The organism is Lysobacter claricitrinus (genome assembly GCF_045866565.1).
Taxonomy (GTDB): domain Bacteria; phylum Pseudomonadota; class Gammaproteobacteria; order Xanthomonadales; family Xanthomonadaceae; genus Cognatilysobacter; species Cognatilysobacter claricitrinus.
Genome location: NZ_BAAFZV010000001.1, coordinates 856,539 through 883,495, shown reverse-complemented (window position 1 = coordinate 883,495; position 26,957 = coordinate 856,539). Strand labels below are relative to the sequence as shown.

General features: G+C 68.8%; 28 protein-coding genes. 13 read left to right on the top strand and 15 right to left on the bottom strand.

What is annotated here, in order from left to right; translation table 11 throughout:
- Positions 1-256: 256 nt before the first annotated feature.
- Complete coding sequence (locus ACKTTN_RS03805; RefSeq protein ID WP_407908542.1) at positions 257-907, bottom strand: DUF4142 domain-containing protein; 651 nt, start codon at positions 905-907, stop codon at positions 257-259.
- Between the two features lie 512 nt (positions 908-1,419).
- Between ACKTTN_RS03805 and ACKTTN_RS03800 the strand changes: the two genes are divergently transcribed.
- Positions 1,420-1,956 carry a hemerythrin domain-containing protein gene (locus ACKTTN_RS03800; protein ID WP_407908541.1) on the top strand — a complete coding sequence of 179 codons (537 nt, stop codon included), beginning with the start codon at positions 1,420-1,422 and terminating at the stop codon, positions 1,954-1,956.
- Positions 1,957-2,022: 66 nt separating this feature from the next.
- On the opposite strand, the gene ACKTTN_RS03795 is transcribed toward ACKTTN_RS03800, so the two are convergent.
- Both ACKTTN_RS03795 and ACKTTN_RS03790 read right to left on the bottom strand, forming a co-directional pair.
- Positions 2,023-2,721: a response regulator gene (locus ACKTTN_RS03795; RefSeq protein WP_407908540.1), complete on the bottom strand. Its 699-nt coding sequence runs from the start codon at positions 2,719-2,721 to the stop codon at positions 2,023-2,025.
- Complete coding sequence (locus ACKTTN_RS03790) at positions 2,718-4,127, bottom strand: sensor histidine kinase (RefSeq protein ID WP_407908539.1); 1,410 nt, start codon at positions 4,125-4,127, stop codon at positions 2,718-2,720. Before ACKTTN_RS03790 ends, ACKTTN_RS03795 begins: the two co-directional genes overlap by 4 nt.
- A gap of 163 nt (positions 4,128-4,290) precedes the next feature.
- Between ACKTTN_RS03790 and ACKTTN_RS03785 the strand changes: the two genes are divergently transcribed.
- The gene (locus tag ACKTTN_RS03785; protein WP_407908538.1) at positions 4,291-6,189 is read left to right on the top strand and encodes a potassium transporter Kup; all 1,899 of its coding nucleotides are present in this window, start codon (positions 4,291-4,293) and stop codon (positions 6,187-6,189) included.
- Positions 6,190-6,371: 182 nt separating this feature from the next.
- On the opposite strand, the gene mnmG is transcribed toward ACKTTN_RS03785, so the two are convergent.
- Together mnmG and ACKTTN_RS03775 are read right to left on the bottom strand one after the other, a co-directional pair.
- On the bottom strand, positions 6,372-8,261 hold the full coding sequence (gene mnmG / locus ACKTTN_RS03780; protein WP_407908537.1) for a tRNA uridine-5-carboxymethylaminomethyl(34) synthesis enzyme MnmG: 1,890 nt from the start codon (positions 8,259-8,261) through the stop codon (positions 6,372-6,374).
- A gap of 543 nt (positions 8,262-8,804) precedes the next feature.
- The gene (locus tag ACKTTN_RS03775; protein ID WP_407908536.1) at positions 8,805-9,398 is read right to left on the bottom strand and encodes a hypothetical protein; all 594 of its coding nucleotides are present in this window, start codon (positions 9,396-9,398) and stop codon (positions 8,805-8,807) included.
- Between the two features lie 181 nt (positions 9,399-9,579).
- On the opposite strand from ACKTTN_RS03775, the gene ACKTTN_RS03770 reads away from it, so the two are divergent.
- The 3 genes from ACKTTN_RS03770 (at position 9,580) to ACKTTN_RS03760 (ending at position 13,070) form a co-directional block, all read left to right on the top strand.
- Entirely contained in the window at positions 9,580-10,527 is a 948-nt protein-coding gene (locus ACKTTN_RS03770) for a DMT family transporter (protein WP_407908535.1), read from the top strand.
- A 66-nt stretch (positions 10,528-10,593) separates the two neighbouring features.
- Positions 10,594-11,538, top strand: coding sequence for a pyridoxal-phosphate dependent enzyme (locus ACKTTN_RS03765; RefSeq protein WP_407908534.1), 945 nt, complete (start codon positions 10,594-10,596; stop codon positions 11,536-11,538).
- Entirely contained in the window at positions 11,535-13,070 is a 1,536-nt protein-coding gene (locus ACKTTN_RS03760) for an ArnT family glycosyltransferase (RefSeq protein WP_407908533.1), read from the top strand. Before ACKTTN_RS03765 ends, ACKTTN_RS03760 begins: the two co-directional genes overlap by 4 nt.
- Here the strand turns inward: ACKTTN_RS03760 and ACKTTN_RS03755 are convergent.
- The 6 genes from ACKTTN_RS03755 to bioB are packed head-to-tail and all read right to left on the bottom strand — an operon-like array spanning position 13,030 to position 18,349.
- Positions 13,030-13,983, bottom strand: coding sequence for a multidrug resistance efflux transporter family protein (locus tag ACKTTN_RS03755; RefSeq protein ID WP_407908532.1), 954 nt, complete (start codon positions 13,981-13,983; stop codon positions 13,030-13,032). The genes ACKTTN_RS03760 and ACKTTN_RS03755 overlap by 41 nt on opposite strands.
- Positions 13,980-14,894, bottom strand: a complete 915-nt coding sequence (gene bioC / locus ACKTTN_RS03750) for a malonyl-ACP O-methyltransferase BioC (RefSeq protein WP_407908531.1) — start codon at positions 14,892-14,894, stop codon at positions 13,980-13,982. Before bioC ends, ACKTTN_RS03755 begins: the two co-directional genes overlap by 4 nt.
- Before the next feature lie 43 nt (positions 14,895-14,937).
- Positions 14,938-15,714, bottom strand: coding sequence for a pimeloyl-ACP methyl ester esterase BioH (gene bioH / locus ACKTTN_RS03745; protein WP_407908530.1), 777 nt, complete (start codon positions 15,712-15,714; stop codon positions 14,938-14,940).
- A 1-nt stretch (position 15,715) separates the two neighbouring features.
- Positions 15,716-16,111 (bottom strand): ACT domain-containing protein, encoded by a 396-nt coding sequence (locus tag ACKTTN_RS03740; RefSeq protein ID WP_407908529.1) that lies wholly within the window; start codon positions 16,109-16,111, stop codon positions 15,716-15,718.
- Positions 16,108-17,292, bottom strand: a complete 1,185-nt coding sequence (gene bioF, locus ACKTTN_RS03735) for an 8-amino-7-oxononanoate synthase (RefSeq protein ID WP_407908528.1) — start codon at positions 17,290-17,292, stop codon at positions 16,108-16,110. The genes ACKTTN_RS03740 and bioF overlap by 4 nt, the downstream gene beginning before the upstream one ends.
- A gap of 1 nt (position 17,293) precedes the next feature.
- Positions 17,294-18,349: a biotin synthase BioB gene (gene bioB / locus ACKTTN_RS03730; RefSeq protein WP_407908706.1), complete on the bottom strand. Its 1,056-nt coding sequence runs from the start codon at positions 18,347-18,349 to the stop codon at positions 17,294-17,296.
- 76 nt (positions 18,350-18,425) lie between these two features.
- On the opposite strand from bioB, the gene ACKTTN_RS03725 reads away from it, so the two are divergent.
- Entirely contained in the window at positions 18,426-19,181 is a 756-nt protein-coding gene (locus tag ACKTTN_RS03725; RefSeq protein WP_407908527.1) for a ComF family protein, read from the top strand.
- 151 nt (positions 19,182-19,332) lie between these two features.
- On the opposite strand, the gene ACKTTN_RS03720 is transcribed toward ACKTTN_RS03725, so the two are convergent.
- The gene (locus tag ACKTTN_RS03720) at positions 19,333-19,986 is read right to left on the bottom strand and encodes a DUF2238 domain-containing protein (protein ID WP_407908526.1); all 654 of its coding nucleotides are present in this window, start codon (positions 19,984-19,986) and stop codon (positions 19,333-19,335) included.
- Positions 19,987-20,106: 120 nt separating this feature from the next.
- On the opposite strand from ACKTTN_RS03720, the gene ACKTTN_RS03715 reads away from it, so the two are divergent.
- From ACKTTN_RS03715 to ACKTTN_RS03695, 5 genes are all read left to right on the top strand, one after another.
- Complete coding sequence (locus ACKTTN_RS03715; protein ID WP_407908525.1) at positions 20,107-21,135, top strand: TIGR00266 family protein; 1,029 nt, start codon at positions 20,107-20,109, stop codon at positions 21,133-21,135.
- Between the two features lie 7 nt (positions 21,136-21,142).
- Positions 21,143-21,286, top strand: a complete 144-nt coding sequence (locus ACKTTN_RS03710; protein WP_407908524.1) for a hypothetical protein — start codon at positions 21,143-21,145, stop codon at positions 21,284-21,286.
- An 84-nt stretch (positions 21,287-21,370) separates the two neighbouring features.
- The gene (locus ACKTTN_RS03705; RefSeq protein ID WP_407908523.1) at positions 21,371-22,360 is read left to right on the top strand and encodes a patatin-like phospholipase family protein; all 990 of its coding nucleotides are present in this window, start codon (positions 21,371-21,373) and stop codon (positions 22,358-22,360) included.
- Positions 22,361-22,599: 239 nt separating this feature from the next.
- Complete coding sequence (locus ACKTTN_RS03700; protein WP_407908522.1) at positions 22,600-22,998, top strand: hypothetical protein; 399 nt, start codon at positions 22,600-22,602, stop codon at positions 22,996-22,998.
- Positions 22,999-23,052: 54 nt separating this feature from the next.
- Positions 23,053-23,481, top strand: a complete 429-nt coding sequence (locus tag ACKTTN_RS03695) for a BLUF domain-containing protein (protein WP_407908521.1) — start codon at positions 23,053-23,055, stop codon at positions 23,479-23,481.
- Positions 23,482-23,487: 6 nt separating this feature from the next.
- Here the strand turns inward: ACKTTN_RS03695 and ACKTTN_RS03690 are convergent, their stop codons facing one another.
- Positions 23,488-23,964, bottom strand: coding sequence for an Lrp/AsnC family transcriptional regulator (locus ACKTTN_RS03690; protein ID WP_407908520.1), 477 nt, complete (start codon positions 23,962-23,964; stop codon positions 23,488-23,490).
- Between the two features lie 121 nt (positions 23,965-24,085).
- Between ACKTTN_RS03690 and phhA the strand changes: the two genes are divergently transcribed.
- Complete coding sequence (gene phhA / locus ACKTTN_RS03685; RefSeq protein WP_407908519.1) at positions 24,086-24,976, top strand: phenylalanine 4-monooxygenase; 891 nt, start codon at positions 24,086-24,088, stop codon at positions 24,974-24,976.
- A gap of 114 nt (positions 24,977-25,090) precedes the next feature.
- Here phhA and ACKTTN_RS03680 read toward each other — a convergent pair whose 3' ends face one another.
- Positions 25,091-25,420, bottom strand: coding sequence for a hypothetical protein (locus ACKTTN_RS03680; protein WP_407908518.1), 330 nt, complete (start codon positions 25,418-25,420; stop codon positions 25,091-25,093).
- Positions 25,421-25,698: 278 nt separating this feature from the next.
- On the opposite strand from ACKTTN_RS03680, the gene ACKTTN_RS03675 reads away from it, so the two are divergent.
- On the top strand, positions 25,699-26,397 hold the full coding sequence (locus ACKTTN_RS03675; protein ID WP_407908517.1) for a transposase: 699 nt from the start codon (positions 25,699-25,701) through the stop codon (positions 26,395-26,397).
- 123 nt (positions 26,398-26,520) lie between these two features.
- On the opposite strand, the gene ACKTTN_RS03670 is transcribed toward ACKTTN_RS03675, so the two are convergent.
- A complete protein-coding gene (locus tag ACKTTN_RS03670) occupies positions 26,521-26,955 on the bottom strand; it encodes a hypothetical protein (protein ID WP_407908516.1) in 435 nt (144 codons plus the stop codon).
- Between the last annotated feature and the right edge of the window lie 2 nt (positions 26,956-26,957).

Below are 26,957 nucleotides of genomic sequence, written 5' to 3'. Positions count from 1 at the left end.
GCGCAGGCGGAGCGGTGGGTGGCCCATTCGGCGGCGGCGTGCGAGCGCAATCGGACGGAAGCGGACGCCGCGTGTCGACGACGTGCCGTTGCAGTTGTCGTTGCGCACCCGCACGCGCACACCACGCGCGGATACCGCGTCGCGGCGCCTAATGCGGTGTCGCGCGACCCATATCCAGGATCGACATCCGTCCGCGCGGCGCCCAAAAAAAAGACCCGCGCCGGAGCGCGGGTCCTCGTCCATCGCCTGCTGCGCGTCAGCCACCGAGCTTCGCCTGGATCGCCTTGGCCTTGTCGAGGTGCTGCTGCACGTGGTCGCGCGTCATCTGCAGGTGCTTCTTGACGGCGTCGTCGGTGGCGGCCGGGATCAGCATCGTGTCGAGCTTGCCCAACACGTCCTGGTGGCCATTCACCATCGCGTCGATGTAGGCCTTCGCATAGGTGTCGCCGTCGAGTGCGGCGAGCTGCTGCGTCTCCGCGTCGCCCTTGCTCTTCATGTCGGCCATCGCCGGCGTGTCGGCCGGCGCGCCGCCGTTCTTGTCGAGCAGCGCCTTGGTGTCGGCCATGTTCTTGCCGTGCTCGGTCTGCATCAGGTTCGCGTACGCCAGCACGTCGCCGGTGACGTTCTTGCTCTTGGCCTGTTCGGCGAGCTTGATCTCGTGGTCATTGACCGCGTTGAGCGTCGCCAGTGCTTCCGCCTGGGTGGGCGGCGCGGTCGGGGTGGTGGCCGGCGGTGGCGTGGTCGACGTGTCGGCGGGCGGCGTGGTCGCTGGCGCGGGCGTCGTGGCCGCGGTGTCCGCCGCGGGCGTCGTGTCGGCGGGCGGGGTATCGGCGTTGCGGTTGCACGCGGTGGTCGCGAACATCACCAGCGCGGCAGCGGCGATTGCGAGCGGGGTTCTGGCGTTCATGCGGTCGTCTCCATCGATGGATGCTGCGACGTGTCGAAAAGGACCCGTCGGGCGGGTCGGACGGCGACGCTACCCCCGTTCAGTGCGACGAATCGTGAAGGCATCCGCGCGGCGCGCGGTCCTGCTGGTGCGCTGCGACGGTTCGACGACGCCGCCGGAATGCGGCGCCTGCGCGTGCGGTGCCCAGCGAGTTTCTGGTGCGCGATGACATGCCGTCGACGACGATTAACGCTTCAGTCGCGCGTCGGAATGACGTGATGCATCCTGCTGCGTGCGCGACCACGGCGACGGCGTGGCCCGCAGGGCGGCCGTTCGCCAAGTTCGTTCGCGAAACACCGCACGTCGGGCGCAGCGAGCTGTACACACAGGAAAATTGCTGCAAGCGGCAATCACTCACTGCGTTGACGATCGCGAGCGTAGTTCGAACGGATTGCCTCCGACACCTGACGCCGACCTCACGCCGTCGCTGGCATCGTCCGGGGCCTTCCTCCCTGCACCGGACGGGTGACTGCATGAATGCGATCGAACTCCTCAAGGCCGACCACGAGAAGGTGCGCGGCCTGCTCTCGCAGCTGACCGATACCACCAAGCGCGCCGAGAAGACCCGCGTCGATCTGCTTGAGAAGATCCGCCTCGAACTCGACGTGCACACGCAGATCGAAGAGGAAATCTTCTACCCCGCGTTCAAGGAAGCGGTCGGCGAGTCCGATGACGAAGCCATGGTCTTCGAAGCGCTCGAAGAGCACCGCGCCGCGGGTGAACTGGTGCTGCCCGACCTGCTCGCCACCGACGTCACCAGCGACCGTTTCAGCGGCCGCGCGAAGGTGCTGAAGGAGCTGGTCGAGCACCACGCGAAGGAAGAAGAAACCGAGATGTTCAAGACCGCGCGCAAGGTGTTGAGCCGCGAGGAGCTGGACGAGCTCGGTACCCGGATGGAAGCGCGCAAGAAGGAACTGCTGCAGATGGACTCTGACCAGATCGAACTGCTGAAGAAGCAGAAGGGCCAGGTCGGCTCCGAGCAGTCGCCGCCGCGCGCGTCGCTGCAGTAAACCTCGCGGTCATCGCGATGCAGAACGCCCGCCAATCGGCGGGCGTTCGCGTATGGGGCCGGGCGATCAGCCGCGACCGAGAAAGCGCAGGCCGACGCCGGGTTCCGTCGCGATCCAACGCGGGTGCGCGGCGTCGTCGCCGAGCTTCTGTCGCAGCTTGCCGACAAGAATTCGCAGGTAGTGCGTGTCGTCCTGATGGGTCGGGCCCCATACCTCGCGCAGCAGCTGCGGTTGCGTGACCACGCGACCGGCATGGCGCACCAGCAACGACAGCAGCACGTACTCCTTGCGCGTCAATGTCAGTGCGCGCCCCTGCAGCGACACCTCGCGACGCAGCGGATCGACGCGCAGCTCGCCGTCGTCGTACACCGCCGGCTCGCCGTCCGCCGTGGCCTGCGCGCGACGCAGCGCGCGCAGTCGCGCCATCAGTTCCTTGATACCGAACGGCTTGGTGACGTAGTCGTTGGCGCCCGCGTCGAGCACCTCGACCTTCTCGTCCTCGTCGCTGCGCGCCGTCAGCACCATCACCGGCACGTTCGACCACTGCCGGAGTTCGCGCAGCGCGTCGATGCCGTCGCGGTCGGGCAGGCCGAGGTCGAGGATGACCAGGTCGGCGCCTTCGGTGGCGAGCCGCGCGAGGCCTTCGTCGGCCGTCGCCGCCGCCATCACCGCATAGCCCTGCGTGCGCAGCGAGATGTCGAGAAAGCGGCGGATCTGCGGCTCGTCGTCGATCACGAGCACGCGCGCGGGCGTGGCGTCGCTCATGCGGGTTCCACCGCGGGCAGCGTCATGCGCACGCGTGCACCGCCATTCGCCGGCGAGTCGATCGCGATCGCGCCGCCGTGCGCGAGCACGATCGCGCGCGTGATCGCCAGGCCAAGCCCGGTGCCGGACGGGCCGCGATCGCCGCGCGCGAGGCGATGGAACATCTCGAACACGTGCTCGCGCTCGGCCTCGGGAATGCCGGGGCCACGGTCGACCACATCGACTTCGAACGCGCCATCGCGATGGCGGACGTCGACCTGCACCGGCTCGTCGTCGCCGGCGAACTTCAGTGCGTTGTCGATCACGTTGTGCAGCGCCTGCTCGATCAACGCGCCCTGCACGAAGGCGGGTGGCAACGCGGCTTCGACGCAGACGTCGACATTCGCGTGCGGTCGATGCCGCTGCACGCGCGCGATCGCGGCGCCGATCAGTTCGTCGAGGCCGCACCAGTCGCGAACCGGTGCAACGCCCTGCCCCAGCCGCGTCATGTCGAGCAGGTTCTGGATGTAGCGATCGAGTCGCAGGCCTTCCTCGCGCACGGTGGCGAGCAGCGCGCTGCGATCGTCGGCAGCCATGTCGTCTCCCCAGGTTTCCAGGCTTTCGGCCGCGCCGATGATGGACGCGAGCGGCGTGCGCAGGTCGTGCGACACCGATGCGAGCAGACCGCTGCGCAGGCGCTCGGTTTCGGCCGTCATGCGCTGCGCTTCGAGTTCGGCGACCAGTCGCGTCCGCAGCAGCGCCTGCGTGACGTCGTCGACCATCGCGCGCGCCACGTCGCGCTCGCGCGGTTCCATGCGCGGCGTTCCGTCCGGCAGCTTGAGCCCGAGCGCGCCGAGCACGCGATCGGGCGTGCGCAGTGGCAGCACCCACCACCCCTGGTCTTCGACCGTCTCGCGATGCGCGCCGCCGTCCAGTCGCAGCCAGACATCGGCATCGAGCGCGTGGCGGAAACCGTCGTGCGCGGCGCGCACCACCGCGGCCTCGTCGGCGGCGACCGCGAGCTGCTGGCCGAGCGCCTGCCGCGCGATGGCGTGGCGCTGCGCTTCACCGAGCGCGTCGAGCTGCTCCGAAAGACGCGCCGCGAGGCGCCCCGCGAGCAGCGCGGCGGCCAGGAACGCGAGCACGGTGGCGACGCCATGGCGCGCGCCGATGTACAGCGTGTAGCGCGGCTCCATGAAGAAGAAGTTGTAGGCGAGGAAGCACAGCAGCGCGGTCAGCGCGGCCGGCCCGGCATGCGTGCGCGACGCCACCACCAGCACCGCGAGCATGAACACCAGTGACAGGTCGTTGACGCCAAGCCAGCGCTGCAGCAGCTGCGCGAGCGCGACGGCCGCCATGCTGCCGGCGACGGCGACCATGTACGCGACGGCGTTGCGTTGCGGGCGGGCGAGCGGTGGAGCGTTCACGTCGGTCGGCCTCGGAGTCGCGCCATTGTCGCCGTCGTGCACGGATCGCGTGCCGGCGAAACGTCGAATTTATGCTGAATTTACGCGCCCCCGGCGCTGGCGGTCTTTCGGCTTTACGCACGGCGGATCGAGACTGCGCACCCGATCCACGACGGAGCGCCCCGTGCGCACGGACCCCCCACAGACCCACGCCCATGCGCCGCAGGGGCGTTTCGTCACGCTCGCGCTCGGCGCGCTTGGCGTGGTGTTCGGCGACATCGGCACCAGCCCGCTGTACACGATCAAGGAAGCGTTCCTGCCGCATTACGGCCTGACACCCGACGCGCCGACCATGCTGGGCCTGCTGTCGCTGGTGTTCTGGGCGCTGATGATCGTCATCACCGCCAAGTACGTCGGCGTGATCATGCGCGCGGACAACGACGGCGAAGGCGGGATCATGGCGCTGTCGGCGCTGGCCGAGCGCACGCTGAAGGGCACGCGCGGCATCTACGTGGTGGGCCTGCTCGGCGTGTTCGGCGCGGCGCTGTTCTTCGGCGACGGCGTGCTCACGCCTGCGATCTCGGTGCTGTCGGCGGTCGAAGGCCTCGAGGTCGCTGCACCCGCGCTGTCGCACTGGGTGCTGCCGATCACCATCGCGGTGCTCGTGGTGCTGTTCGCGTCGCAGCGGTTCGGCACCGATGCGGTCGGCAAGGCCTTCGGACCGGTGCTCGTCGTGTGGTTCGTCGCGCTGGGCGTGATCGGCGTTCGCGGCATCGCCATGCACCCGCAGGTGCTCGCGGCGTTGAATCCCGTGTGGGCGATCCGGTTCTTCGCGTCGCACGGTCCGCACGGCTTTTTCATCCTCGGCGCGGTGGTGCTGGCGGTCACCGGTGGCGAAGCGTTGTATGCCGACATGGGCCACTTCGGTCGCCGGCCCATCCAGTGGGCATGGACACTGGTTGTGCTGCCCGCGCTCACGCTCAACTACCTCGGCCAGGGCGCGCTGGTGCTCGCGCATCCGCATGCGATCGACAACCCGTTCTACCTCGGCGTGCCGTCCTGGGCGCTGTATCCCATGGTCGGCCTGTCGACGCTCGCCACCGTGATCGCATCGCAGGCGGTGATCAGCGGCGCGTATTCGGCGGCGCGCCAGGCGGTGCAGCTCGGCTACCTGCCGCGGCTCACCATCCGCCAGACATCGCGCGACGCGTTCGGCCAGATCTACGTGCCGGCGATCAACTGGATGCTGATGATCGGCACCATCGCGACGGTGATCGGTTTCGGCAGTTCGACCGCGCTGGCCACCGCGTACGGCGTGTCGGTCACCGGCACCATGCTGATCACCAGCGTGCTGCTGGTCGTCACCACGCGTCATCGTCCGCTGCTGCCACCGGCGCTTTACTGGCCCCTGGTCGCGTTGTTCATCGGCGTCGATCTCGCATTCCTCGGTGCGAACCTCGCGAAGTTCTTCGACGGCGCGTGGTTCCCGCTGCTGCTGGGCGTGCTGGTGTTCGCAGTGCTGCGCACGTGGCGGCGGGGCCGGCAATTGCTGCAGGCCGAAGTACTGAAGGACGGCATCGCGGCCGAGCAGTTCGTCGATTCGCTGATGCTCGCGCCGCCGCTGCGGGTGCCCGGCACCGCGGTGTTCCTCACGTCGCAGCCGTCCGTCGTGCCCAAGGCGTTGCTGCACAACCTCAAGCACAACCGCGTTCTGCACGAGCACAACGTGCTGCTGACCGTGGACACCAAGCCGATGCCGTTCGTACCGGTGGCCCAGCGGTTGGTGATCCGCCCGATCGGCGACAGCTTCCATCGCGCGACCTTGCGCTTCGGCTTCATGGAAACCCCGGACGTTCCGCTTGCTCTGATGCGCGCGGCCGACTGCAGCGCGATCTGTTTCGACCCGATGGAGACCACCTACTTCGCCAGTCGCGAAACGGTGGTCGCCAGCCCGCGTCGCGGCATGCCGATCTGGCGTGACCTGCTGTTCGTCTTCATGCATCGCAACGCGGCGGCCGCCAGCAACTTCTTCCGGATTCCGGGCAATCGCCTGGTCGAGATGGGCGCGCCGGTGGAGATCTGATGCATCAGGGCCCGCCGCGTGCGCGCCCGTTCGTCGGTGGCACGACGCATCGGCATACGTCGGCGAAACATCCCGCTATGGGGCGACGCTGTCGGTGCCGCACACACACGGTGCAGCGGACGACGCGCGCGTCGTAGGGCTCAAGCCGCGCCGCTGTGCGGCGAAACAACACGCCTTGGCGATCAGGCGACGCGTTCGCGCCGTGCGCGCACAAGGTGCACGAGCAGCAGCGAGATCGCCGCGGGCGTCATGCCGGGAATGCGTTGCGCCTGCCCCACCGTCTGCGGCCGCACGCGCTCGAGCTTCTGCTGGATTTCCGCGGAGAGCCCGCGCACGTTCGTGTAATCGAACGCCTCCGGAATCGCGGTGTCCTCGTTGCGACGTGCGCGTTCGATCTCGTCGCGCTGACGGTCGAGGTAGCCCGAGTACTTGGCGTCGATCTCGACCTGTTCCGCCACGGTCGCGTCGTCGACCGCCGGCCCGAGCGACGGCACGCGCATCAGTGCGGCGTAGTCGAGTTCGGGACGGCGCAGCAGGTCGATGGCGTTCGCTTCGCGGCTGATCTCGATGCCGAGCGCGTCGGCGATCTCGCGGCCGAGCGCGTTGTTGGGCGCCGCCCATGTGCTGCGCAAACGCGCGGTCTCGCGGTCGATGGACTCGCGCTTGCCGTCGAAGCGCTGCCAGCGTTCGTCGTCAACCAGGCCGAGATCGCGACCGGTCGGCGTCAGGCGCAGGTCGGCGTTGTCCTCGCGTAGTTGCAGGCGGTACTCGGCGCGCGAGGTGAACATGCGGTACGGCTCGCTCGTGCCATGCGTGGTGAGGTCGTCGACCAGCACGCCGAGGTAGGCCTCGTCGCGACGCGGACTCCAGCCGGCTTCGCCGCGCACGAAGCGCGCGGCGTTGACGCCCGCGAGCAGGCCCTGCGCCGCGGCTTCCTCGTAACCCGTCGTGCCGTTGATCTGGCCGGCGAAGAACAGGCCGCCGATCGACTTCGTTTCCAGCGTCGTCTTCAGGCCGCGCGGATCGAAGAAGTCGTATTCGATCGCGTAGCCGGCGCGGGTGATGTGCGCGTTCTCGAAGCCGCGGATCGAACGCACGAGATCGAGCTGCACGTCGAATGGCAGCGAGGTCGAGATGCCGTTCGGATAGATCTCGGCAACGTCCAACCCTTCGGGCTCGACGAAGATCTGGTGGCTCGCCTTCTCGGCGAAGCGCACCACCTTGTCCTCGATCGACGGGCAGTAGCGCGGGCCGATGCCTTCGATCTGGCCGGTATACAGCGGCGAGCGATCCAGCGCGCCGCGGATGATCTCGTGCGTGCGCTCGCTGGTGTGCGTGATCCAGCACGACACCTGCGCGGGATGGTCGGCGGTCGAGCCCATGAACGACATCACCGGGCGCGGATCGTCGCCGGGCTGTTCGTCCATCACCGAATAGTCGAGCGTGCGGCCGTCGATGCGCGGCGGCGTGCCGGTCTTCAATCGATCCACGACGAACGGGCCTTCACGCAGCTTCGCGGCAAGCGTCGTCGCCGGCGGATCGCCGGCGCGACCGGCCGCGTACGTCGTCCCGCCGATGTGCACCTTGCCGGCGAGGAAGGTGCCGGCGGTGAGCACAACCGCGGGCGCGAAGAAGCGCAGGCCGGTCTGTGTGAGCACCGACGACACGCGACCGTTGTCGAAGCCGATGTCGTCGACCGCGGCCTGGAACAGCGTGAGGTTGGGCTGCGATTCGACCGCGCGGCGGATGTACGCGCGATACAGCGATCGATCGGCCTGGCAGCGCGTCGCGCGTACCGCCGGGCCCTTGCTCGCGTTGAGGCGACGCCACTGGATGCCGGCGGCGTCGGCCGCGCGCGCCATCACGCCGCCGAGCGCATCGATCTCCTTGACCAGGTGCCCCTTGCCGATGCCTCCGATCGCGGGGTTGCAGCTCATCGCGCCGACCGTCTCGATCGAATGCGTCAGCAGCAACGTGCGGGCGCCGGCGCGCGCGGACGCCAGCGCGGCCTCGGTGCCGGCATGGCCGCCGCCGACCACGATCACGTCGAACCGGTAGAAGGAATCGCTCATCGCTAAGCCTCGAAATACGCCCGCATTGTCGCGCAGCGCGGACCGCGTGCATTCCTGAACAGGGCCGCGCGGCGAATGTCAGCGCCTGACCGCCCGGGCCGGGCATGGCCGATTTGCGTCACTTTCGCGTCCAACCCGGCCGGACGGCGCGGGGCCGCAACGTGACGGGCGTTGGGATCCGGCCACCCGGCCGCTTCCACCTGCCGATGGCACGCTTCGTGCAATGCATTCGTTTGCACCCAGCGGGGCAGGCGCATGCGTCGGCCGGTATTGGAACAGGGGCTGGCCAAGCGCCCGCGGGGAAGCACGAAGGGCCGGATGTCGGGGGACGTCCGGCCCTTCACCTTTTCAGGGGCTTCGCCTTGCACCCGGGATCCGGGTGCCGGCCCCCGGCGAGGGGCGGAACAGGGGGGATCCGAAGATCCTCGCCGGGGTCCGACGTGGCGGAAACGGCGCAGCCGTCCGCGATCGCGGACGGTGCCCGCCTAGCTTGAGGCCGGCCCCGCGGCATCGCAAGCCGTCACCGTCACGTTTCAGGGCCCGTCAGGGCTCGTTGCCCGCGCCACTTTCGCGACGCGCGCGCCGGATCACGTCGCCCGCGGCCGAGCCATCGCGTTCGCCACCGGCGCGCGGCCCGACGCCACCGCCCTCGGGCCGGGTGACCACCGGCATCGACGGCCGCGGCTCAACCTGCACCATGCCGCCGCCCCCACCGTCGGTCGAACGTCTACGACGCACGATCTCGTCGGGGTTGCGCCACGGGCCGCCGTCCGGGCGGTTGACGTTGCCCGGATGGCCGCCGTTGTGCGGGTCGCCGTTATGCGGGTGGTAGCTCGGGTATGTGTAGCGGTACGGATAGCCGTAGCGCGGATAGCCGTAGTAGCCGTAACCCGGATAGCCATAGCCCGGGTAGCCGCCACCGTAGTAGCCGTAGAACGAGAAGCCCGAGCGGTAGGGCCCGTAGTAACCCGGATAGCCGAAGCCGTAGTACGGCCACGCGTCGTGGTAGCGGTACTCGACCGACGGCGAGCCGTAGTAGTAGTCGCCATGGTCGTCGGCGCGATAGCCGTACGGCACGGCGACACAGCCCGCGAGCAGCGCGGTGGCGGCAAGCGGAAGCAGAAGTTTGCGGATCATGGTGGCCACCCCTGTGACGTATCGATGCAGCTTCTGCCGCTCGCATTGAACTACCGCTTAACTTTTCGGGCATTGGGCGCGCGTCCGCTGAGCGGTTCAGCGGATGCAGTGGTCCATGCGCGGCGTTGCCCGCGCGCATCGTGCCTGCGAGGATCGCACGCCGCCGCTCCGGACATCGTCCATGTCGACCCTGCACCGTGCGTCCGGACGAACCCGCCTCGGTCTGGTGCTGAGCCTGGTCACCGCGCTGTGCTGGGCGACGTTGCCGGTCGCGCTGAAAGTGACGCTGCACGCGCTCGATCCGCTGACGCTGACCTGGTTCCGCTTCCTCGTCGCTGCCGTGCTCACCATGGGATGGCTGGGCCTGCGCGGACGGCTGGGCGGCTTGGGCGTGCTCGGCCGTCGCGGCTGGGCCCTGCTGGCGGTCGCCGCGCTGATGTTGGTCGGCAACTACGTCTTCTACCTGCTCGGCGTGGGCCGCACCTCGCCGGGCAACGCGCAGTTGCTGATCCAGCTGGCGCCGTTGTTGATGGCGGTGGGCGGCATCGTCGTGTTCGGCGAACGCTTCCGCGTCGCGCAGTGGTTCGGCCTGGCGTTGCTGGTCACCGGGCTCGGCCTGTTCTTCCGTGACCAGCTGGTGCATGTCGACGCCACGCCGGGGCACGCCGATGCGCACGGCTATCTCGTCGGCTCGTTGCTGGTCGTGCTCGGTGCGGTGGTGTGGGCGGTGTACGCGCTCGCGCAGAAGCAGTTGCTCGTGAAGCTGGGTTCGATGCAGATCCTCGCCGTCATCTACGTGGTCGCGACGCTGCTGCTGTGGCCGTTCGCGCATCCGACCCACCTGGCCCACCTCGACGGCATGCAATGGGCGCTGCTCGCCTATTGCGCACTCAACACGGTCGTCGCCTACGGCGCGTTCGCCGAGGCGCTCGCGCACTGGGAAGCCTCGCGCGTGTCGGCGGTGCTGGCGGTGACGCCGTTGCTCTGCCTCGGCGTGGTCGCGATCGTGCATACGCTGTGGCCGGCGATGCTCGCGCCGGAGCCGATGTCGATCGTCGGCTGGGTCGGTGCGCTGCTGGTGGTAGCGGGCTCGACGACCGTCAGCCTGCTGGGCCGTCGCCGCAAATGACGCCGCCGTAATGCTCGCGCCGCGCGCAGCCACTACCCTAGGGCTCCCGCTGCCGCCGTATTCCGCATGACCGACCCCGGTTTCGACGACGTCCTCGCCGCCGCCGCGCGCATCGCGCCGCATGCACACGTCACCCCCGTGCTGCGCTCGCGCACGATCGACGAGATCGCGGGCTGCGCGCTCCACTTCAAGGCCGAGCACCTGCAGCGCATCGGGGCGTTCAAGTTTCGCGGCGCCTGCAATGCGGTGTGGGCGTTGGACGAGAACGAGGCGCAACGCGGCGTCGTCACCCATTCCTCCGGCAACCATGGCGCGGCGCTCGCACTCGCGGCGAAGGGTCGCGGCATCGCCTGCCACGTGGTCGTGCCCGAAGGCGCGGTGCCGGGCAAGCTCGCCGCGATCGCCGCCTACGGCGCCGTGCTGCATCGCTGCGCGCCCACCATCGCCGCGCGCGAAGCGATGTGCGCCGAGCTGCAGCAGTCGCTCGGCGCGCGGCTCGTGCATCCCTATACTGATCCGCTGGTGATCGCCGGCCAGGGCACGGCTGCGCTCGAGCTGCTGGCATCGCACCCGCTCGATGCGATCGTCGTGCCCGTCGGCGGCGGCGGACTCGCGTCCGGCACCGCGCTCGCGATCGCCGGTGCGTCGCCGTCGACATCGCTCTATCTCGCGGAACCTGCCGGCGCGGCGGAAACCGCGGCCTCGCTCGCACGCGGCGAGCGCGTCACCGAATTCACCCCCGACACCATCTGCGACGGCCTGCGCGGCACGCTGGGCGCGATCAACTTCGACCTGCTGCACGCGCACGGCGCGAAGGCGCTGGTGGTCGACGACAGCGCGACGCTCGACGCCATGCGCCTGGTGTGGACGCGCATGAAGCAGCTGATCGAACCGTCGTCCGCGGTCGCGCTCGCCGCCGTGCTCGCCAATCGCGACCTGTTCGAAGGCCGACGCGTCGGCATCGTGCTGTCGGGCGGCAACGTCGACCTCGCTGCGCTGGTGAACGCATGAACACGATCGCCCCATCGCGCCCGTGGTGGCGTCATCCCGCGCTGTGGGTCGCGCTGTTCGCGATCGTGACCACGTTCGCGTTCCTCGGCATGCGCGGCATCTGGGATCCGGACGAAGGCCGCTACACCAACGTCGCGCTCAACATGGTCGACAGCGGCGACTGGCTGATCCCGCGCCGCAGCTACGAAGTCGAACACTGGACCAAGCCGCCGCTCACGTACTGGGCGATCGCAAGCAGCATCAAGGCCTTCGGCAGCAACGCATTCGCGGCGCGCCTGCCATCGGCGTTTTCGCACCTGCTATGCGTGCTGCTGGTGGGACTGATGGGGCGCCGCCTCGCGCCCGGCAACGGCGTACGCGCCGCACTCGTCTACGCGGCGATGCTGTTCCCGTTCGGCGCGTCGCAGATGATCACCACGGACTACCTGCTCACCGCGACCGAGACCCTGGCGCTGTGGGCGTTCGTCGAGGCCCGCTTCGGCGTCGCGCATCCGAAGCGCTGGCTGGTGCTGATGTGGGGCGCGTTCGGCCTCGCCTTCCTCACCAAGGGCCCGCCGGGACTGCTGCCGCTGCTGCCGATCCTGCTGTTCGATGCGCTGACCCGCACGCCGGGACGTCCCGGCGTATTCCGTCCGGTCGGCCTGCTGCTGTTCGTCGCGATCGCAGCGCCGTGGTACATCGCAGTGACGCAGAAGACGCCGGGCCTGATGGGCTATTTCCTGGGCTCGGAAGTCGTGGGCCGCGTCGCCACCGACGAGTTCAAGCGTCACGGCGAGTGGTATGGCTGGTTCGCGATCTACGCGCCGACGCTGGTCATCGGCACCCTGCCGTGGTCGCGTGCGCTGTGGCGATGGATGCGCGGCCTGCGCGCGCAAGTGCGTGCATGGCGCGCGGACGCGGCGACGCGCCTCGCCGACGCGCACTGGCTGTTGCCCACGCTGTGGGCGCTGGTGCCGCTGCTGATCTTCTGCATCGCACGCTCGCGCCTGCCGCTTTACATCCTGCCGCTGTTCGCACCGCTGGCTCTGTTGGTGACGCTGCAGTCGCTACGCGATGGCCGCGCGATGCCGCGACCGGGTGCGATGCTGGTGTGGGCGCTGGTGATGCTCGGCCTGAAGATCGCGTCGGCGCACTACCCGACCCACAAGGACGCGCGTGAATGGTCGCGCGCGATCCGCGACCGCACCACGGGGCGCGTCGAGGAAGTGCTGTTCGTCGAGGACATGGCGCGCTACGGCGTGCACCTGCACAGTGGGCCGCACGTGCAGATCGAGAAGCTGTCGATCGAACCGGTGAACAACGATGCGCGCTTCAATCCGGAGTACGACGAATCGCTGGTCGGCGAACTGAGCGAGCACGAGGACGCGCAGTTGTGGGTGTGCAAGGTCGCCGACTGGCCGCGCGTGAGTGCGATCGTCCGTCGCGAAGGCTACGAGCCCGTTCCGCAAGGCACGCCGTACCAGGATCGCATCTTCTTCCGCACGATCGCGCTCACGGGCCCTGCGGCGGTCGCAGCGCCACCAGCACGCTGAACAGTGCGATCGACGCGATCACCACGATCGCGCCGACCGCCGCGATTCCGTGCGGCCACGCTTCGCCCAGCCACATCGCGCCCATCGCTTCGGCGAACAGGATCTCGGCGGCCTGCATCGCCTCGGCCGCGCCGAGCGCAACCGGATCGCGACGCACCATGCCGGTCGCGCGGAAGAACAGCACCGTCGCGATGACACCGGCGCCCAGCGCGACGCCACCGGAGAGCATCACCTGCCGCAGCGGCGGCGCGCCGGCGTGCATCGCCGCGTAGATCGCCACCGGTAACCACAGCGGCAGGCTCGCCAATGTCATGCCGAACACGCGTTGCGTGGCGTCGAGTTCGATGCCTTCGCGTTCGAGATGCAGTAGAAGCCCGCGATTACCTAGCGGATACGCGAACGCGGCGAACGCGACGCAGATGCTTGCGATCCACGCCTCGCGATGCAGGCTGCCCTGCACCTGCGCCGACTGCATCATCGCAACGCCGACCACCGCGAGCGCACCGCAGGCCAGCGCCGACATCGGCACGCGGCGACGCGCATCGCGGTACAGCAGCGGCGCGCACAACATGCCGGCGATGACGGTGAGCTGGAACGTGCCGGCGATCAGCCACGCCGGCCCGCTCGACGCGGCATACGTAAGGCCGATGTAGAACAGCACGAAACCGATGCCGCTCCACAGGAACCACGGCCCGGGCTTGGCGCGCATCACCCGCCACAGCGACGTCCAGCGCCCGCGCATCAGCGGAAGCATCAGCGGCACCGTCCACACGTAGCGCAGCACCGCGGTCCACGCCCAGTGTTCGCCGTCCACCGCGGCAGCGCGGTTGAGCACGTAGGTGGAAGTGAAGAACAGCGCCGACAGCAGCGCGAGCCCGACGGCGGTGATCGCGGTGCGCGGCGCGACCTTCATCGACGTCGCCGGATCGGAATGCTGGTGACCGGCACCCGCACTTCGTCGAAGCCGCCGTTGCGGATCGGCGCGCCGTGCGCCGGCCCCCAGGCCTGCGCATAGACGACGTCCCACGTGACCGGCAGACCGTTCGCGCCGCGCATCGCTTCGTATGCCTGCGCCGCGCGCGCGAAACGCGCACGGCCCGTCAGTGCGCGGCGACGATCGTGCATCGCATTGGTCGCGCCCAGCGTTCGCAGCTCGCGCATGATCGACGGCAGGTCGGGTTGCGACAGGCGGAACAGATCGCGATCGAGCACCGGATCGCGGAAACCCGCGGCGATCAGCGCGTCGCCGAAGCGCGCGATGTCGATGAAGGGGCTGACGTGCGACGCGTCGTCGGCATCGGCGAAGGCTTCGCGCAGTTCCATCAGCGTCTGCTGCGCGAACGTCGACACCAGCAGCAGGCCGTCCGGTTTAAGCACGCGACGGAAACCCGCGAACACTGCCGGCAGGTCCTCGACCCACTGCAGGCAGAGATTGGAGAACAGCACGTCGACGCTGTTATCGCGCAGCGGCAACGCGAGTGCGTCGGCGCGCACGACGTGCGGCTTGCGCGAGAAATCCAGCAGGCCGCGCTTCGCGGTGAGGCGGCGCTGCGCCTCGTGCGCCATGCCCGGCGCCAGGTCGATGCCGATCACCTGCGCCTTCGGCCAGCGCGCCTGCAGCAATGCCGTGCCATGCCCGGTGCCGCAACCGACGTCGACCACGACCTGCGGCGTGCGTCCGCCGAGCGCCTTGTCCTCGTAGTACGGCAACGATTCGGCGAGGCGCTCGCCGACCTCGCGCTGCAGCGCGGCGGCTTCGTCGTAGTGTGTCGCCGCGCGCGAGAACGCACGGCCCACCTGGCGATGGTCGAAGAGTTCGGTCATCGGGACGTCGCCGTCGCAAATCGGTGCGTTCGATCGATTCGCATCACGCGGCCTTTGCCAGCAACGGCGCGGCGAACGTGCCGATCGCGTGCGCGACCTCGTCCGCGGCACCGAGGAACGGCGCATGGCCGGCATCGCGGATCACCAGGCTGGTCGCGTTCGGCGCGAGCGCCGCGGCGGCGGGCATCGCAGCGGCGGGCACGAGGCGATCGCGACGTCCCGAAATCCACAGGCTCGGCACACGCAGATGCGCGAGTTCGTCGCGTGCGTCGAATGCATCGAGCAGTTGGAGGCCGCGCAGCAGCGCGTCGGGCGCCGGCTCTCCACGTTCGAACGCATGCGCGCGCAGGTCGCGCAACTCCGCCTGCGCGCTCACCGAGCCAAGCGCCTCCAGCGCCAGGAAGCCATCCAGCGTGCCGCGGAAATCGGTCGACAGCGCGTCGCCGAAATCACGGAACAGCGTCGGCTTCACGCCGTGCGGCCAGTCATCGCCAATGACGAAGCGCGGCGACGAGGCGAGCATGACCAGCCCGCGCACGCGATCCGGATGGTCAAGCGCATTGCGCAGAGCGAACTGCCCGCCGAGCGACCAGCCCAGCCACACCGCATCGGGCACCGCGTCGACGAGTCCCGCCGACAGCGCATGCGGATCGAGCGGATGGTCGCTGTCGCGCGCATGGCCGTGACCCGGCAGGTCGACGAGGTGCAGCGTGTAGCGATCGCGCAGTCGCTCGACCAGTGGCATGAACAGACCGCCGTGCATCGCCCAGCCGTGGATGAGCGCGATCGACGGCCCCTGGCCGTGGGTTTCGATGTGCATGTCAGCGCGTGCGCAGGCTGCGGATCGCGGCGATCGCGTCGTCGCGTCGCGCGGCGGGAACGAGGATGTGGTCGTGGTAACGCGCAGCGAGCACGTTGCAGGCGATGCCGTGTCCGGCAAGCACGCTCGACACCGCCGCGGTGAGCCCGACCGCGTTCAACGCCGAATGCACCTTGAGCGTGAGCCATGCGGCGACGAAATCCGGCGGCGCGCCATGCGCACGCGCGAATGCTTCCGGCACGACGTAGCTGACGCCCTCGTCTTCGGTGATGCGCGCAGCGGCGGCGGCGTCGAACGCCGCGTCGGGCGTGGGCCGCGAAAGAACGACATAGATGCCCGGGCGCACGTCGACGTCGAGCTTTGCGAGCAGGTTGGGGAGATGGGCTTCGCCGGTCATGCGGTCACGATGGTCTGCGCGGCGTCGCGCGCGCGGGCAAGGGCGTCGACGAGTGCGTCGACTTCGGATTCGGTATGCATTGCAGTGAGCGTGACGCGCAGGCGCGCGCGGCCTTCGGGCACGGTGGGCGGGCGGATCGCCGACACCCAGAAACCGACGTCTTCCAGTACGTGCGACATCGCGAGCGCAACCCGGTCGTCGAACGCCATCACCGCCTGGATCGGGGTGGTCGACGGCAGCACGTCGAGCCCGTTGCGCGCGACACCGTCGCGGAAGCGCGCGATGAGCGCACGCAGGTGCGTCCGGCGATCGTGCGCGGCACGCGCGATGCGCACCGCCGCCAGCGACGCCGCGGCGAGGGCGGGCGGCAGCGCGGTGGAATAGATGTGGCCGCGCGCGGTTTCGGCGAGATGGCCGATCAGCTCCGCGTCGCCGGCAACGACCGCGCCGTAGGTGCCGAGCGCCTTGCCGAGCGTGGCGAGTTGCAGCGGCACGTCGCGGGTCGACAGGCCGGCGTCGGCGACGCTGCCGCGACCTTCGAGACCGAGCACGCCGACCCCGTGCGCGTCGTCCACGTAGAGCAATGCGTCGCGGTCGCGCGCGAGTGCGGCGAGCGCACGCAATGGCGCGATGTCGCCATCCATGCTGAAGACGCCGTCGGTGGCGATGAGCGCAAGGCCATCGCCCTCGTGCGTGTCGAGCTGACGCGCGGCGCCTTCGGCGTCGACGTGCGGATAGCGACGCAGCGTCGCGCCGGACAGTTTCGCGGCGTCGATCAGCGATGCATGGTTGAGGCGATCCTGCACGCAGGTGTCGCTGCTGTGCAGCAACGCCTGCAGCACCGCGAGGTTGGCGACGAAACCGCTGCCGAACAGCAACGCGGCGGGTTGCTGCAGCCAGTCGGCGACCTCGCGCTCGAGTGCGTCGTGCGGCGCGTGATGGCCGCAGACGAGCGCGGATGCGGTGCTGCCGACGCCGTCAACGCAACCATCGCGCAACGCGGCGATGACAGCGGGATGTTGCGACAGGCCGAGGTAGTCGTTGCTGCAGAAGTTCAGCAGCTCGCGGCCGTCGACCTCGCAGCGCATGCCGTCGCGCCGCGTGACCGTGCGGCGCACGCGGCGTCGCGCCGCGGCGTCACGTGCGGCCCTGGCGTCGGCGATGCGCTGCGGCCAGCGCACCTCAGGCGGCGCAGCCGCATCCGGTGCCGCAGCCCATCGATGCGGCGCCGAAGTCGGCAGGTTCGACGTCGACGATGTCGGCGTGCACGGTGTTCGGCGCCTCGACCACGTGCATCGGACGCAGCCCCAGGCGCGCGAACAGCGCCATGTCGCGCTCGGTGTCGGGGTTGCCGGTGGTCAACAGCTTTTCGCCGTAGAAGATCGAGTTCGCGCCGGCGGCGAAGCACAACGCCTGCAGCTCGTCGCTCATCGATTCGCGGCCGGCGGAGAGGCGCACCATCGAGCGCGGCATCATGATCCGCGCCACCGCGATCATGCGCACGAACTCGAACGGATCGAGTTCGGCGCTGTCCGCGAGCGGCGTGCCTTCGACCTTCACCAGGCGATTGATCGGCACCGAATCCGGATGCGCCGGCAGGTTCGCCAGCGCCTGCAGCAGGCCGGCACGCTGCGACCGCGTTTCACCCATGCCGACGATGCCGCCGCAGCAGGTCTTCATGCCTGCGTCGCGCACGTGCGAGAGCGTGTCGAGGCGATCCTGGTACTCGCGCGTGTGGATGATCTCGCCGTAGAACTCCGGCGCGGTGTCGAGGTTGTGGTTGTAGTAGTCGAGCCCCGCGTCGCGCAGCGCCTTGGCCTGCGTGTCGCTGAGCATGCCGAGCGTCGCGCAGGTCTCGAGGCCCAGCGACTTCACCTCGCGGATCATCGCGGCGACCTTCGGGATGTCGCGGTCGGCCGGCGAGCGCCAGGCCGCGCCCATGCAGAAGCGAGACGCGCCGGCGGCCTTGGCCTGCTTCGCCTTCTCGAGCACGGCGTCGGTCGACATCAGCTTCGTCGCCTCGACGCCCGTGTGGTAGCGCTGCGCCTGCGGGCAGTACGCGCAGTCCTCCGGGCAGCCGCCGGTCTTGACCGACAGCAGCGTCGACACCTGCACCTCGGCCGGGTCGAAATGCTGGCGGTGCACGCTGCCGGCGCGGTGCAGCAGCTCGGTCAGCGGCAGGTCGAACAGGGCGAGGATCTCGTCGCGCGCCCAGTCGTGGCGCAGGCCGACGGACACGGCGCGCAGTTCACTGACAGCTTCCATAGGAGTTTTCCGACAGTCACGGCGGGGTAGGCCGGGCAGTCTGGAAACCATGGACACCACTGTCAACCTGATCGCGCCACCGCCGGTTGACGGGCTCCGCGCCCGCCTCGGCTTCTGGTTGCGCAACGACGCCACCCGCCTGCTGTGGCCGACCCGCTGCCTCGCCTGCGACGACCCGGGCCTCGACGGACTCGACCTCTGCCACGCCTGCGAGGCCGGGCTTCCGGTCAACGCCGTGGCCTGCCTCGGCTGCGCATTGCCCATGCCCGAGGCCGGCACCCTCTGCGGCGACTGCCTGACCACCCGCCCGGGCGCACTGGCCGAGGTCCGTGCCGCCTTCCTCTACGCCGCGCCGCTCGACCGCCTGATTCCGCGCCTGAAGTTCGCGGGCGACCTGGCCGCCGGCCGGCTGATCGCGCAACTCATGGCCGAACGCCTGCGCGACGCCCCGCAACCGCAGGCGCTGGTGCCGATCCCGCTGCACCGCGCGCGCCTGCGCCAGCGCGGCTTCGACCAGACGCTCGAGATCGCCCGCCCGCTGGGCCGCGCCCTGGGCTTGCCGGTGCTCGACCATGCGCTGGTGCGGCATCGGCCGACGCAGGAGCAGTCGCGCCTTTCGGCCGTCGCCCGGCGTCGGAACCTGAGGGATGCGTTCCAGGCATGGCCGAAGCTGCCGCTGCCGGCGCATGTCGCGTTGATCGACGATGTCATGACGACCGGCGCGACGTTGCGTGCGGCGGCGGCGGCGCTGAAGCGGGCCGGGGTGAAGCGGGTGGACGCCTGGGTGGCTGCGCGGGTGCCGTGACGTCGGCTCGCGCCTCACCGACACGTGCCGCGCGTTACGACGTACTCGGCGCGTCACTGAAAGCAGACGTCAAAGGCGTTTCGTGCCTTAAAGCGCTCCGAACGCCTTGCTCCCGGCAAATACGCGTGCATGAATCGACGCAAAGATCGGGCTACGACGGCGCAATGCCGACTCGAAACCCCATCTGCCGATCATGCAACCGCGAAAACAGCGTCAGCGAAACGATCGCCCCACACAGGCAACAGAACATATCCCACTGCGTATCCCACACATCGCCCTGCGTCGCGAGAAACGCATCCGCGTCCGCGCCAAGCGCCAACGCACTCCACCACTCGATCAGCTCGAAGAACGCCGAAAAACTCAGCGCGGCGGCGATGCAGAGATAGGTCAGCCAGCCACCCGGCCGTAGCGGCGTGCCACGCAACAACACTTCGCGCGCAAGGATTGCCGGTACCACACCCTGCATCACATGCCCGAGCCGATCCCAGGGATTGCGCTGCGTATGCAACACCTCGCGCAACCATTCGCCCAGTGGCGCCTGTGCATAGGTGTACGCACCGCCCTCGATCAGCACGAGCGCATGCAGGGCGAGCAACCACGCGAGCAGCCGCGTTGGGGCAAGGCGACGATCGATCGCCAGCCACGGCAGCGCGAGCATCACCCACACCGTTTCCATCGCCCACGTCATGCGATCGCGCGCGACGATGCACGACACCACCATCGCCAACGCGACGACGCCCAGCAGCAGCGCGCCCTCGATGCGCGACGGCGTGCGTCGCGATGTCGCAAGACCATTGATGGACATGGCGACTCTCCCCGACCAATCCCCGCCGCCATCGTCGCATCGAAGCAGGCATGACGTCCGACGGATGCCGCGTCGCCTGCGATCGCTACACTGCGCGCTTCCGTCGACAGGGAGTGCGCCGTGAGCCAGTGGTTCTTCGTCCATCCGCAGACCAGCGACCGTGTCGGTCCGCTCGATCCCGACGCCGCACTCGACTTCGCGCGCCAGAACCCCGGCCACATGTGCTGGCGCGAAGGCCTGTCCGGCTGGCAGCCGGTACGTTCGATGCCGGAGTTTGCGGACGTCGCGGGCGGACAGCCGTCGCACATGCCGCCGACGCCGCCGCCGGGCTATGCCAGCCGCAGCACCGCGGACGACATCGACTACCGCATCGTCGGCAACGACATGCCGTTCGTGGAGATCGAGCTTGATCCGGGCGAAAGCGCGATCGCCGAGGCCGGCGCGCTGATGTACAAGGACGCGGTCGTGCAGATGGACACGGTGTTCGGCGACGGCAGCAAGGCCAGCGGCGCCAGCGGCATCGGCGACAAGCTGTTCGCGGCCGCGCGCCGCGTCGTCACCGGCGAGAGCCTGTTCACCACGGTGTTCACCCACGGCGGCCAGGGCAAGGCGCGCGTCGCGTTCGCCGCACCCTATCCGGGTACCGTGCTGCCGATCCGCCTCGCCGACCACGGCGGCAGCCTCATCTGCCAGAAGGACTCGTTCCTGGCCGGCGCGCGCGGCGTGCGGCTCGGCATCTTCTTCCAGAAGAAGATCCTGACCGGCCTGTTCGGCGGCGAAGGTTTCATCATGCAGCGCCTCGACGGCGACGGCTGGGTGTTCGTGCACGCCGGCGGCACGCTGGTCGAACGCGACCTGGCCGCGGGCGAACGCCTGGACGTCGACACCGGCTGCGTCATGGCCTTCCACCCGACGGTGAACATGGACATCCGGCCGGTCGGCGGCATCAAGTCGATGCTGTTCGGCGGCGAAGGCGTGTTCCTCGCGACGCTGACCGGCCCCGGCAAGGTGTGGCTGCAGTCGCTGCCGTTCTCGCGGATGGCCGGCCGCATGCTGGCCGCCGCCCCGCAGGGCGGCGGCAAGAACGTCGGCGAGGGCTCGGTGCTCGGCGGGCTCGGTCGGCTGCTGGACGGCGACAACGGGTTCTGAGGCCCGAATGCGCACCTCATCGACCTCGCGCGGGCGCGGCGCATACGTGCTGATCGCAGTCGTGGCCGTGTTTACGCTGCTGGTGGGCGGCTATTACGTCGGCCGCGACATGGCCCACCGCGACAACGCGCGCGCCCAGGCCACGCGTTAAGCCCGCGCTGTCGGCGCTGCGGCGATCCTTGCGGTCCGGTGCATCGCCCATGCGCCGGACCGTTTTCATTCCCGTCGGATACCCATGTCACCTCTTCGTATCGTCCTGCCCCTCGCGCTCGCCGCAACGCTCGCCGGTTGCGGGGGCGGTGATGTGCGTCCATCGCCCGACGCCGTGAATCCGCAGGTCGTCGCGCCGGCGCCGAAGCCGATCCGCATCGGCCTCGCGCTCGGCGGTGGTGCGGCCAAGGGCTTCGCGCACATCGGGGTGATCAAGATGCTCGAGGCCAACGGCATCAAGGTCGACGTGGTGAGCGGCACCAGCGCGGGCAGCGTGGTCGGCGCGCTGTATGCGAGCGGCATGGATGCGTTCGCACTGCAGAAGCAGGCGGTCGCGCTCGACGAGGACCGCATCAAGGACGTGCGCCTGTTCGGCGGCGGCCTGGTGCAGGGACAGGCGCTGCAGGACTACGTCAATACGTCGGTCGGTGGTCGTTCGATCGAGAAGCTCGGCAAGCCGTTCGCGGCGGTGTCGACGCAACTCGAAACCGGCCAGCGCACGGTGTTCACGCGCGGCAATACCGGCCAGGCGGTGCGTGCGTCGAGCAGCATTCCGGGCGTGTTCGAACCGGTGCCGATCGGCAAGGTGCATTACATCGACGGCGGCATCGTCAGCCCGGTGCCGGTGGATGCCGCGCGCCAGCTCGGCGCCGATTTCGTCATCGCGGTGGACATCTCGAGCAAGGCACCGGGCACCGCGCCGGGCAGCCTGCTGGGCACCGTCAACCAGTCGATCACGATCATGGGACAGAAGCTCGGCGAGCAGGAACTCGCGCGCGCCGACGTCGTCATCCGACCGAACGTCAACGCGGTCGGTCCGGCCGCATTCGACCAGAAGGGCGCGGTGATCCTCGAAGGCGAACGCGCGGCGGTTGCCGCGTTGCCGCAGATCCGCGCCAGGCTCGCGCAGCTGCAACGCGCGCGCATGCCCAAGCCCGCGCCGGTGCCTGCGAAGCCCAAGTGCGAGCCGTCGAAGCTGCCCGACTGGCTGCATCACGACGACTGCAAGGACTGACGTCCGCGCCTTAGGATCGCCCCGGGGATTTCAGGGGGATTCCATGCACGACAACCTTTACGCGCCGCCTGTCGCGGCGGTCGCCGACACGCGCGCGGTCGAAAGCGCGCGCGCCACGCCGTTCTTCGTCGTGGCGCAGTGGAAATTCGTGTTGATGTACCTCGCGACGCTGGGGCTCTATCGCTACTACTGGTCGTACATGCAGTGGGCCCCGCTTCCGCCGCGCGACGGGTACGCCGATGTGGCCGGTCGCACGCTCGATCTTCGCGATCTTCTACGTCCACGAACTCAACAACGAGGCGGCCCATCGCGCGCGCCGGCAGGGCGACGTCCGCTGGTCGCCGGGCAATGCGACGTCGCTGTATGTCGTGTGCTCCATCGCAGGCTTCGCGTTCGACCGGCTGGCTTCCAACCACATCGGGCCGCCCTGGCTGGCGCTGGTCGGCCTGGCGATGCTGCTGCCGATGGCGGGCGCGTTGTGGCGGACGCAGGGCGTCGTCAACCTGGCGTGCGCAGACCCCGCGGGCACTGCGAACAACCGCCTGACGTGGGCGAACTGGATCTGGCTCGCCATCGGCGCCCTCGCATGGCTGTTCGTCGCGATCGGCGCGGCCGGCATCGTGCTCGGCCTCGACTAGCAACGTCGCAAGCGCGTCATCGCGGCCGTCATGTGCGGCATGCAAAATGCCGCCATGCTCGACACCCTCGTCTACGAAAGCCGCGCCGATGCGCGGCTCACCGACGCCGAACTCGAAGTCATCCTGATCGGCTCACGCGTGCGCAACGGGCGGCGCGGGATCACCGGCGCGCTGCTCAAGCGCGACGCGCGCATCCTGCAGCTGATCGAAGGGCCGACCGCGGAGATCGAACGCACGTTCGCGGCGATCGCGGCATCGCCGCTGCATCACGACGTGCGCGTCCTGCGTCGCGAGACGGGGCTCGATCGCGTGTTCGATCGCTGGCACATGGGCTTCTACGATTTCCAGACGCTGCACGGCCGCAGCGACAGCACCGACGCGTGGCTCCGTGCGCTGCCCGCGTTGCAGGTGCAGGCGTCGACGAATCCCGTGCTCGCCGTATTGCTCGAACGCTGGAACGAAGTCTCGAACGGCGCGGCGTGACGCCGCTCACCGCCCCGGCAACGGCATCCCGCGGAACGCCTTGACCGTGCGCAGCACGAAGCTCGAATTGACGTCGGCGACGCCGGCCTGGTTGAGCAGGCGATCGAGCAGGAAGCGCGAGAAGTGTTCGAGGTCGCGCACCGCGACCTGCAACAGGTAGTCCATGTCGCCAGTGAGCGCGTGGCAGGTCACCACCTCGTCCCACTGCTGCACGAAGCCCGCGAACGCTTCGACCGACGCCGCGTCGTGCTTGGCGAGCTGCACGCGCACGAACGCCTGCAGGCCGAGGCCCAGCCGCTCCGGGTCGACCTGGGCGGCATAGCCCGCGATCACGCCGTCACGCTCCAGCCGCTGCACCCGCCGCAGGCAGGCCGACGGCGACAGGTGCACGCGCTCGGCGAGCTCGGTGTTGGTCAGCCGGCCCTCGCCCTGCAGGGCGGCCAGAAGCAGCAGGTCGGTGCGATCCAGCTCGACGGCAGCCATTCGTTGCACCTTATTTCGTATTGACGCAATGATCGTGCGCCAAGCGCCGCCCTTGGCGCAACAACGCAATCCCGTTGCGTGGGCCAACCCCTAGATTGGGATGGTCCAGCGGAGCCACGCCATGAATGCCCAGCCGCAACGCGTCGAACACCAGCTCACCGACAAGGGCTACGTCCCGGTCTACACGACCGCGGTGATCGAGCAGCCGTGGTCGACGTATACGCCGGTCGACCACGACGTCTGGGCGCAGCTGTTCGAGCGCCAGCAGAAGATCCTGGTCGGCCGCGCCAGCGAGGCCTTCCTGACCGCGCAGCGCGACATGCACATGAGCGCGCACGAGATCCCGAAGTTCGACGACCTCAACAAGACCCTGCGCGCGGCGACCGGCTGGGAACTGATCGGCGTGCAGGGCCTGTTGCCCGAGCTCGACTTCTTCGACCACCTCGCCAATCGGCGTTTCCCGGTGACGTGGTGGATACGCAAGCCCGAGCAGATGGACTACCTGTCCGAGCCCGATCTCTTCCACGACCTGTTCGGCCATGTGCCGCTGCTGATGAACCCGGTGTTCGCCGACTACATGCAGGCCTACGGCCGCGGCGGCGTCAAAGCGCACGGCATCGGCCCCGACGCGCTGGCCTGCCTGACGCGCCTGTACTGGTACACGGCGGAATTCGGACTGATCCGCGACCCCGACGGCCTGCGCATCTACGGCAGCGGCATCCTGTCGTCGAAGGGCGAATCGATCCACTGCCTCGAGAGCGCCGCGCCGAACCGCATCGGCTTCGACCTCGAACGCATCATGCGCACGCGCTACCGCATCGATACGTACCAGAAGACGTATTTCGTGATCGACAGCTTCGAGCAGCTGTTCGACGCGACCCTTCCCGATTTCACGCCCATCTATGCGCGCTTGGCGACGCAGGACTCGTTCCCGGCGGGCGAGGTTCAGGCGACCGACACCGTGTTCAATCGAGGCACGGGCGAAGGCTGGTTGCTGGACGGCGACGTGTAAGCGTTACCGGCCATCTGAATAAAGCGAAGGGCGGGTCATTGACCCGCCCTTTTTCGTGCTCCACCGAACGCCTGTGCTGCGTCGGCGACGAGACCGACGCAGCGCCGCGCGCGATTACTTCTTGTCCGTGTCGTTCGTCGTCGTTGCCGGCGTATCGGTCGACGGTGTCGTGGCCGGCGCAGGCATGGTGGTGCCCGTCGTATCGGTGGCTGCCGGTGGCGGCGTGGCCGCTGACGAACTTGCGGCCGCGTCGGCGGCCGCCGCTGCAGCCTGCGCCGCGGACTGCTGCGCGTCGGCGGCCGAGTCCGCGGCGGCATTGGCGTTGGCCGTCGCGGCGTCGGCGGCGGGCGTGGCGGTCGTGTCGGTGGTCGCTTCGTCCTTGTGGCAGGCGGCCAGGGCGAGCGCGGTCGTGAGTGCAACGAACAGCAGGCGGGTGCGGATCATGGCGAGGCTCCGTGGGAATCCGCCACAGCATCGCGCCCGCGCGTCAACGCGAAGCGAAGCGTCAGTTCACGAGCGCGGTGCCTTCGGTCTCCACCCGCGTCGCCCGATCGAGCGACAGCGGCTTCGCTTTCCAAATGCACCCGCGTTGCCGGATAAAACGACAACGGCCTTGCAGATCGGGCCATGTTCCACTCCGACGGTTGAGGCCGCTGTTGTCCTACGGCGATGCCGTGGCACGACCTTGATGCTGCGACTTCCGCCCGACATCCGCATCACGCATGGCCCGCCTTCCACGACTCGATCTACCCGGCATTCCCCAACACGTCGTCCAACGCGGCAACGACCGCCAACCCTGTTTCGCGCGTGACGGCGACTACGAGCACTACCGCCAGGAATTGGGCGAGGCCGCCCTCAAGCACGACTGCGCCGTGCATGCCTACGTGCTGATGACCAACCACGTCCACCTGCTGGTGACGCCGTCGTCGCCCGGCGGCGTGTCGCGAATGATGCAGGCGATCGGTCGCCGCTATGTCGCGTGCTTCAACGCCCGCTACCGCCGCACCGGAACGTTGTGGGAAGGCCGCTTCAAGTCGGCGCTGGTCGACAGCGATCGCTACGTGCTCGCCTGCTACCGCTACATCGAACTCAATCCCGTGCGCGCCGGCATGGTCGTGCATCCGACCGACTATCCGTGGAGCAGCTGCGTCACGAACGCGCTAGGTCGCGACGAACCGCGCGTGCGTCCGCATGCCGCATGGTTGGCGTTGAGTGGGACGGCTGAGCAGCGATTCGCGGCGTATCGCGAGTTGATCGCTTCGGGGCTGACCGCTGAAGAACTCGAAGCGTTGACGTCACACACGCGACAGCAGAAAGCGTGGGGCAGTCAACGCTTCAAGTCGGAAATCGAAACGCTGGTGGGGCGTTCGATGGAGATTCGACAAGCGGGACGGCCGCGGCGGTCAGGAAATGGAACCTGACCCCTTTTTCAGCGTCGCGAAGCCAATCATGGGACATCGACGTGCCCCTCCGCAGGACATTGCCTCGCACGTCCGGCCGATGGCGGGTCGAGACCCGCCCTACGCGGGTTGGCGAAGCAAGGCTTAACGGGATACGCAATTGTTTGTCTTGTAAGCCGCCTCTTTCGCAAGCTCGAATTGCGCGGGCACGTGCGGATCAAAAAAGAATTGCGCCGATGTCTTAGGCGTGCCATCCAAGGGGTCGCGAAGCCCCGCAACAACAACACTCTCAATACCGTCGGCGAACGTGTTGAGAAGTAGTCTGCGAGCACGAAATTGCGGCTCATCCAGCGGCACAGAGTTCAGCAGTCGCCCATCTCCAAGCTGACCCGGCTCTGATCCAATGTAGTAGCGGACCGCAATATTGCCTCGTTTGAGTGTCCCAAAAACAAAGTCAGGACCGTCGTCAACGGGCGCTATGTCAGCTGAAGCAACATTTGAGCAAACGCCAAAGCGCTTGCTCAGCAGCCCGTCACTCTCGGCCTGTTGGCACCCAGCCAACAGAAGCAGGTATATCAAGG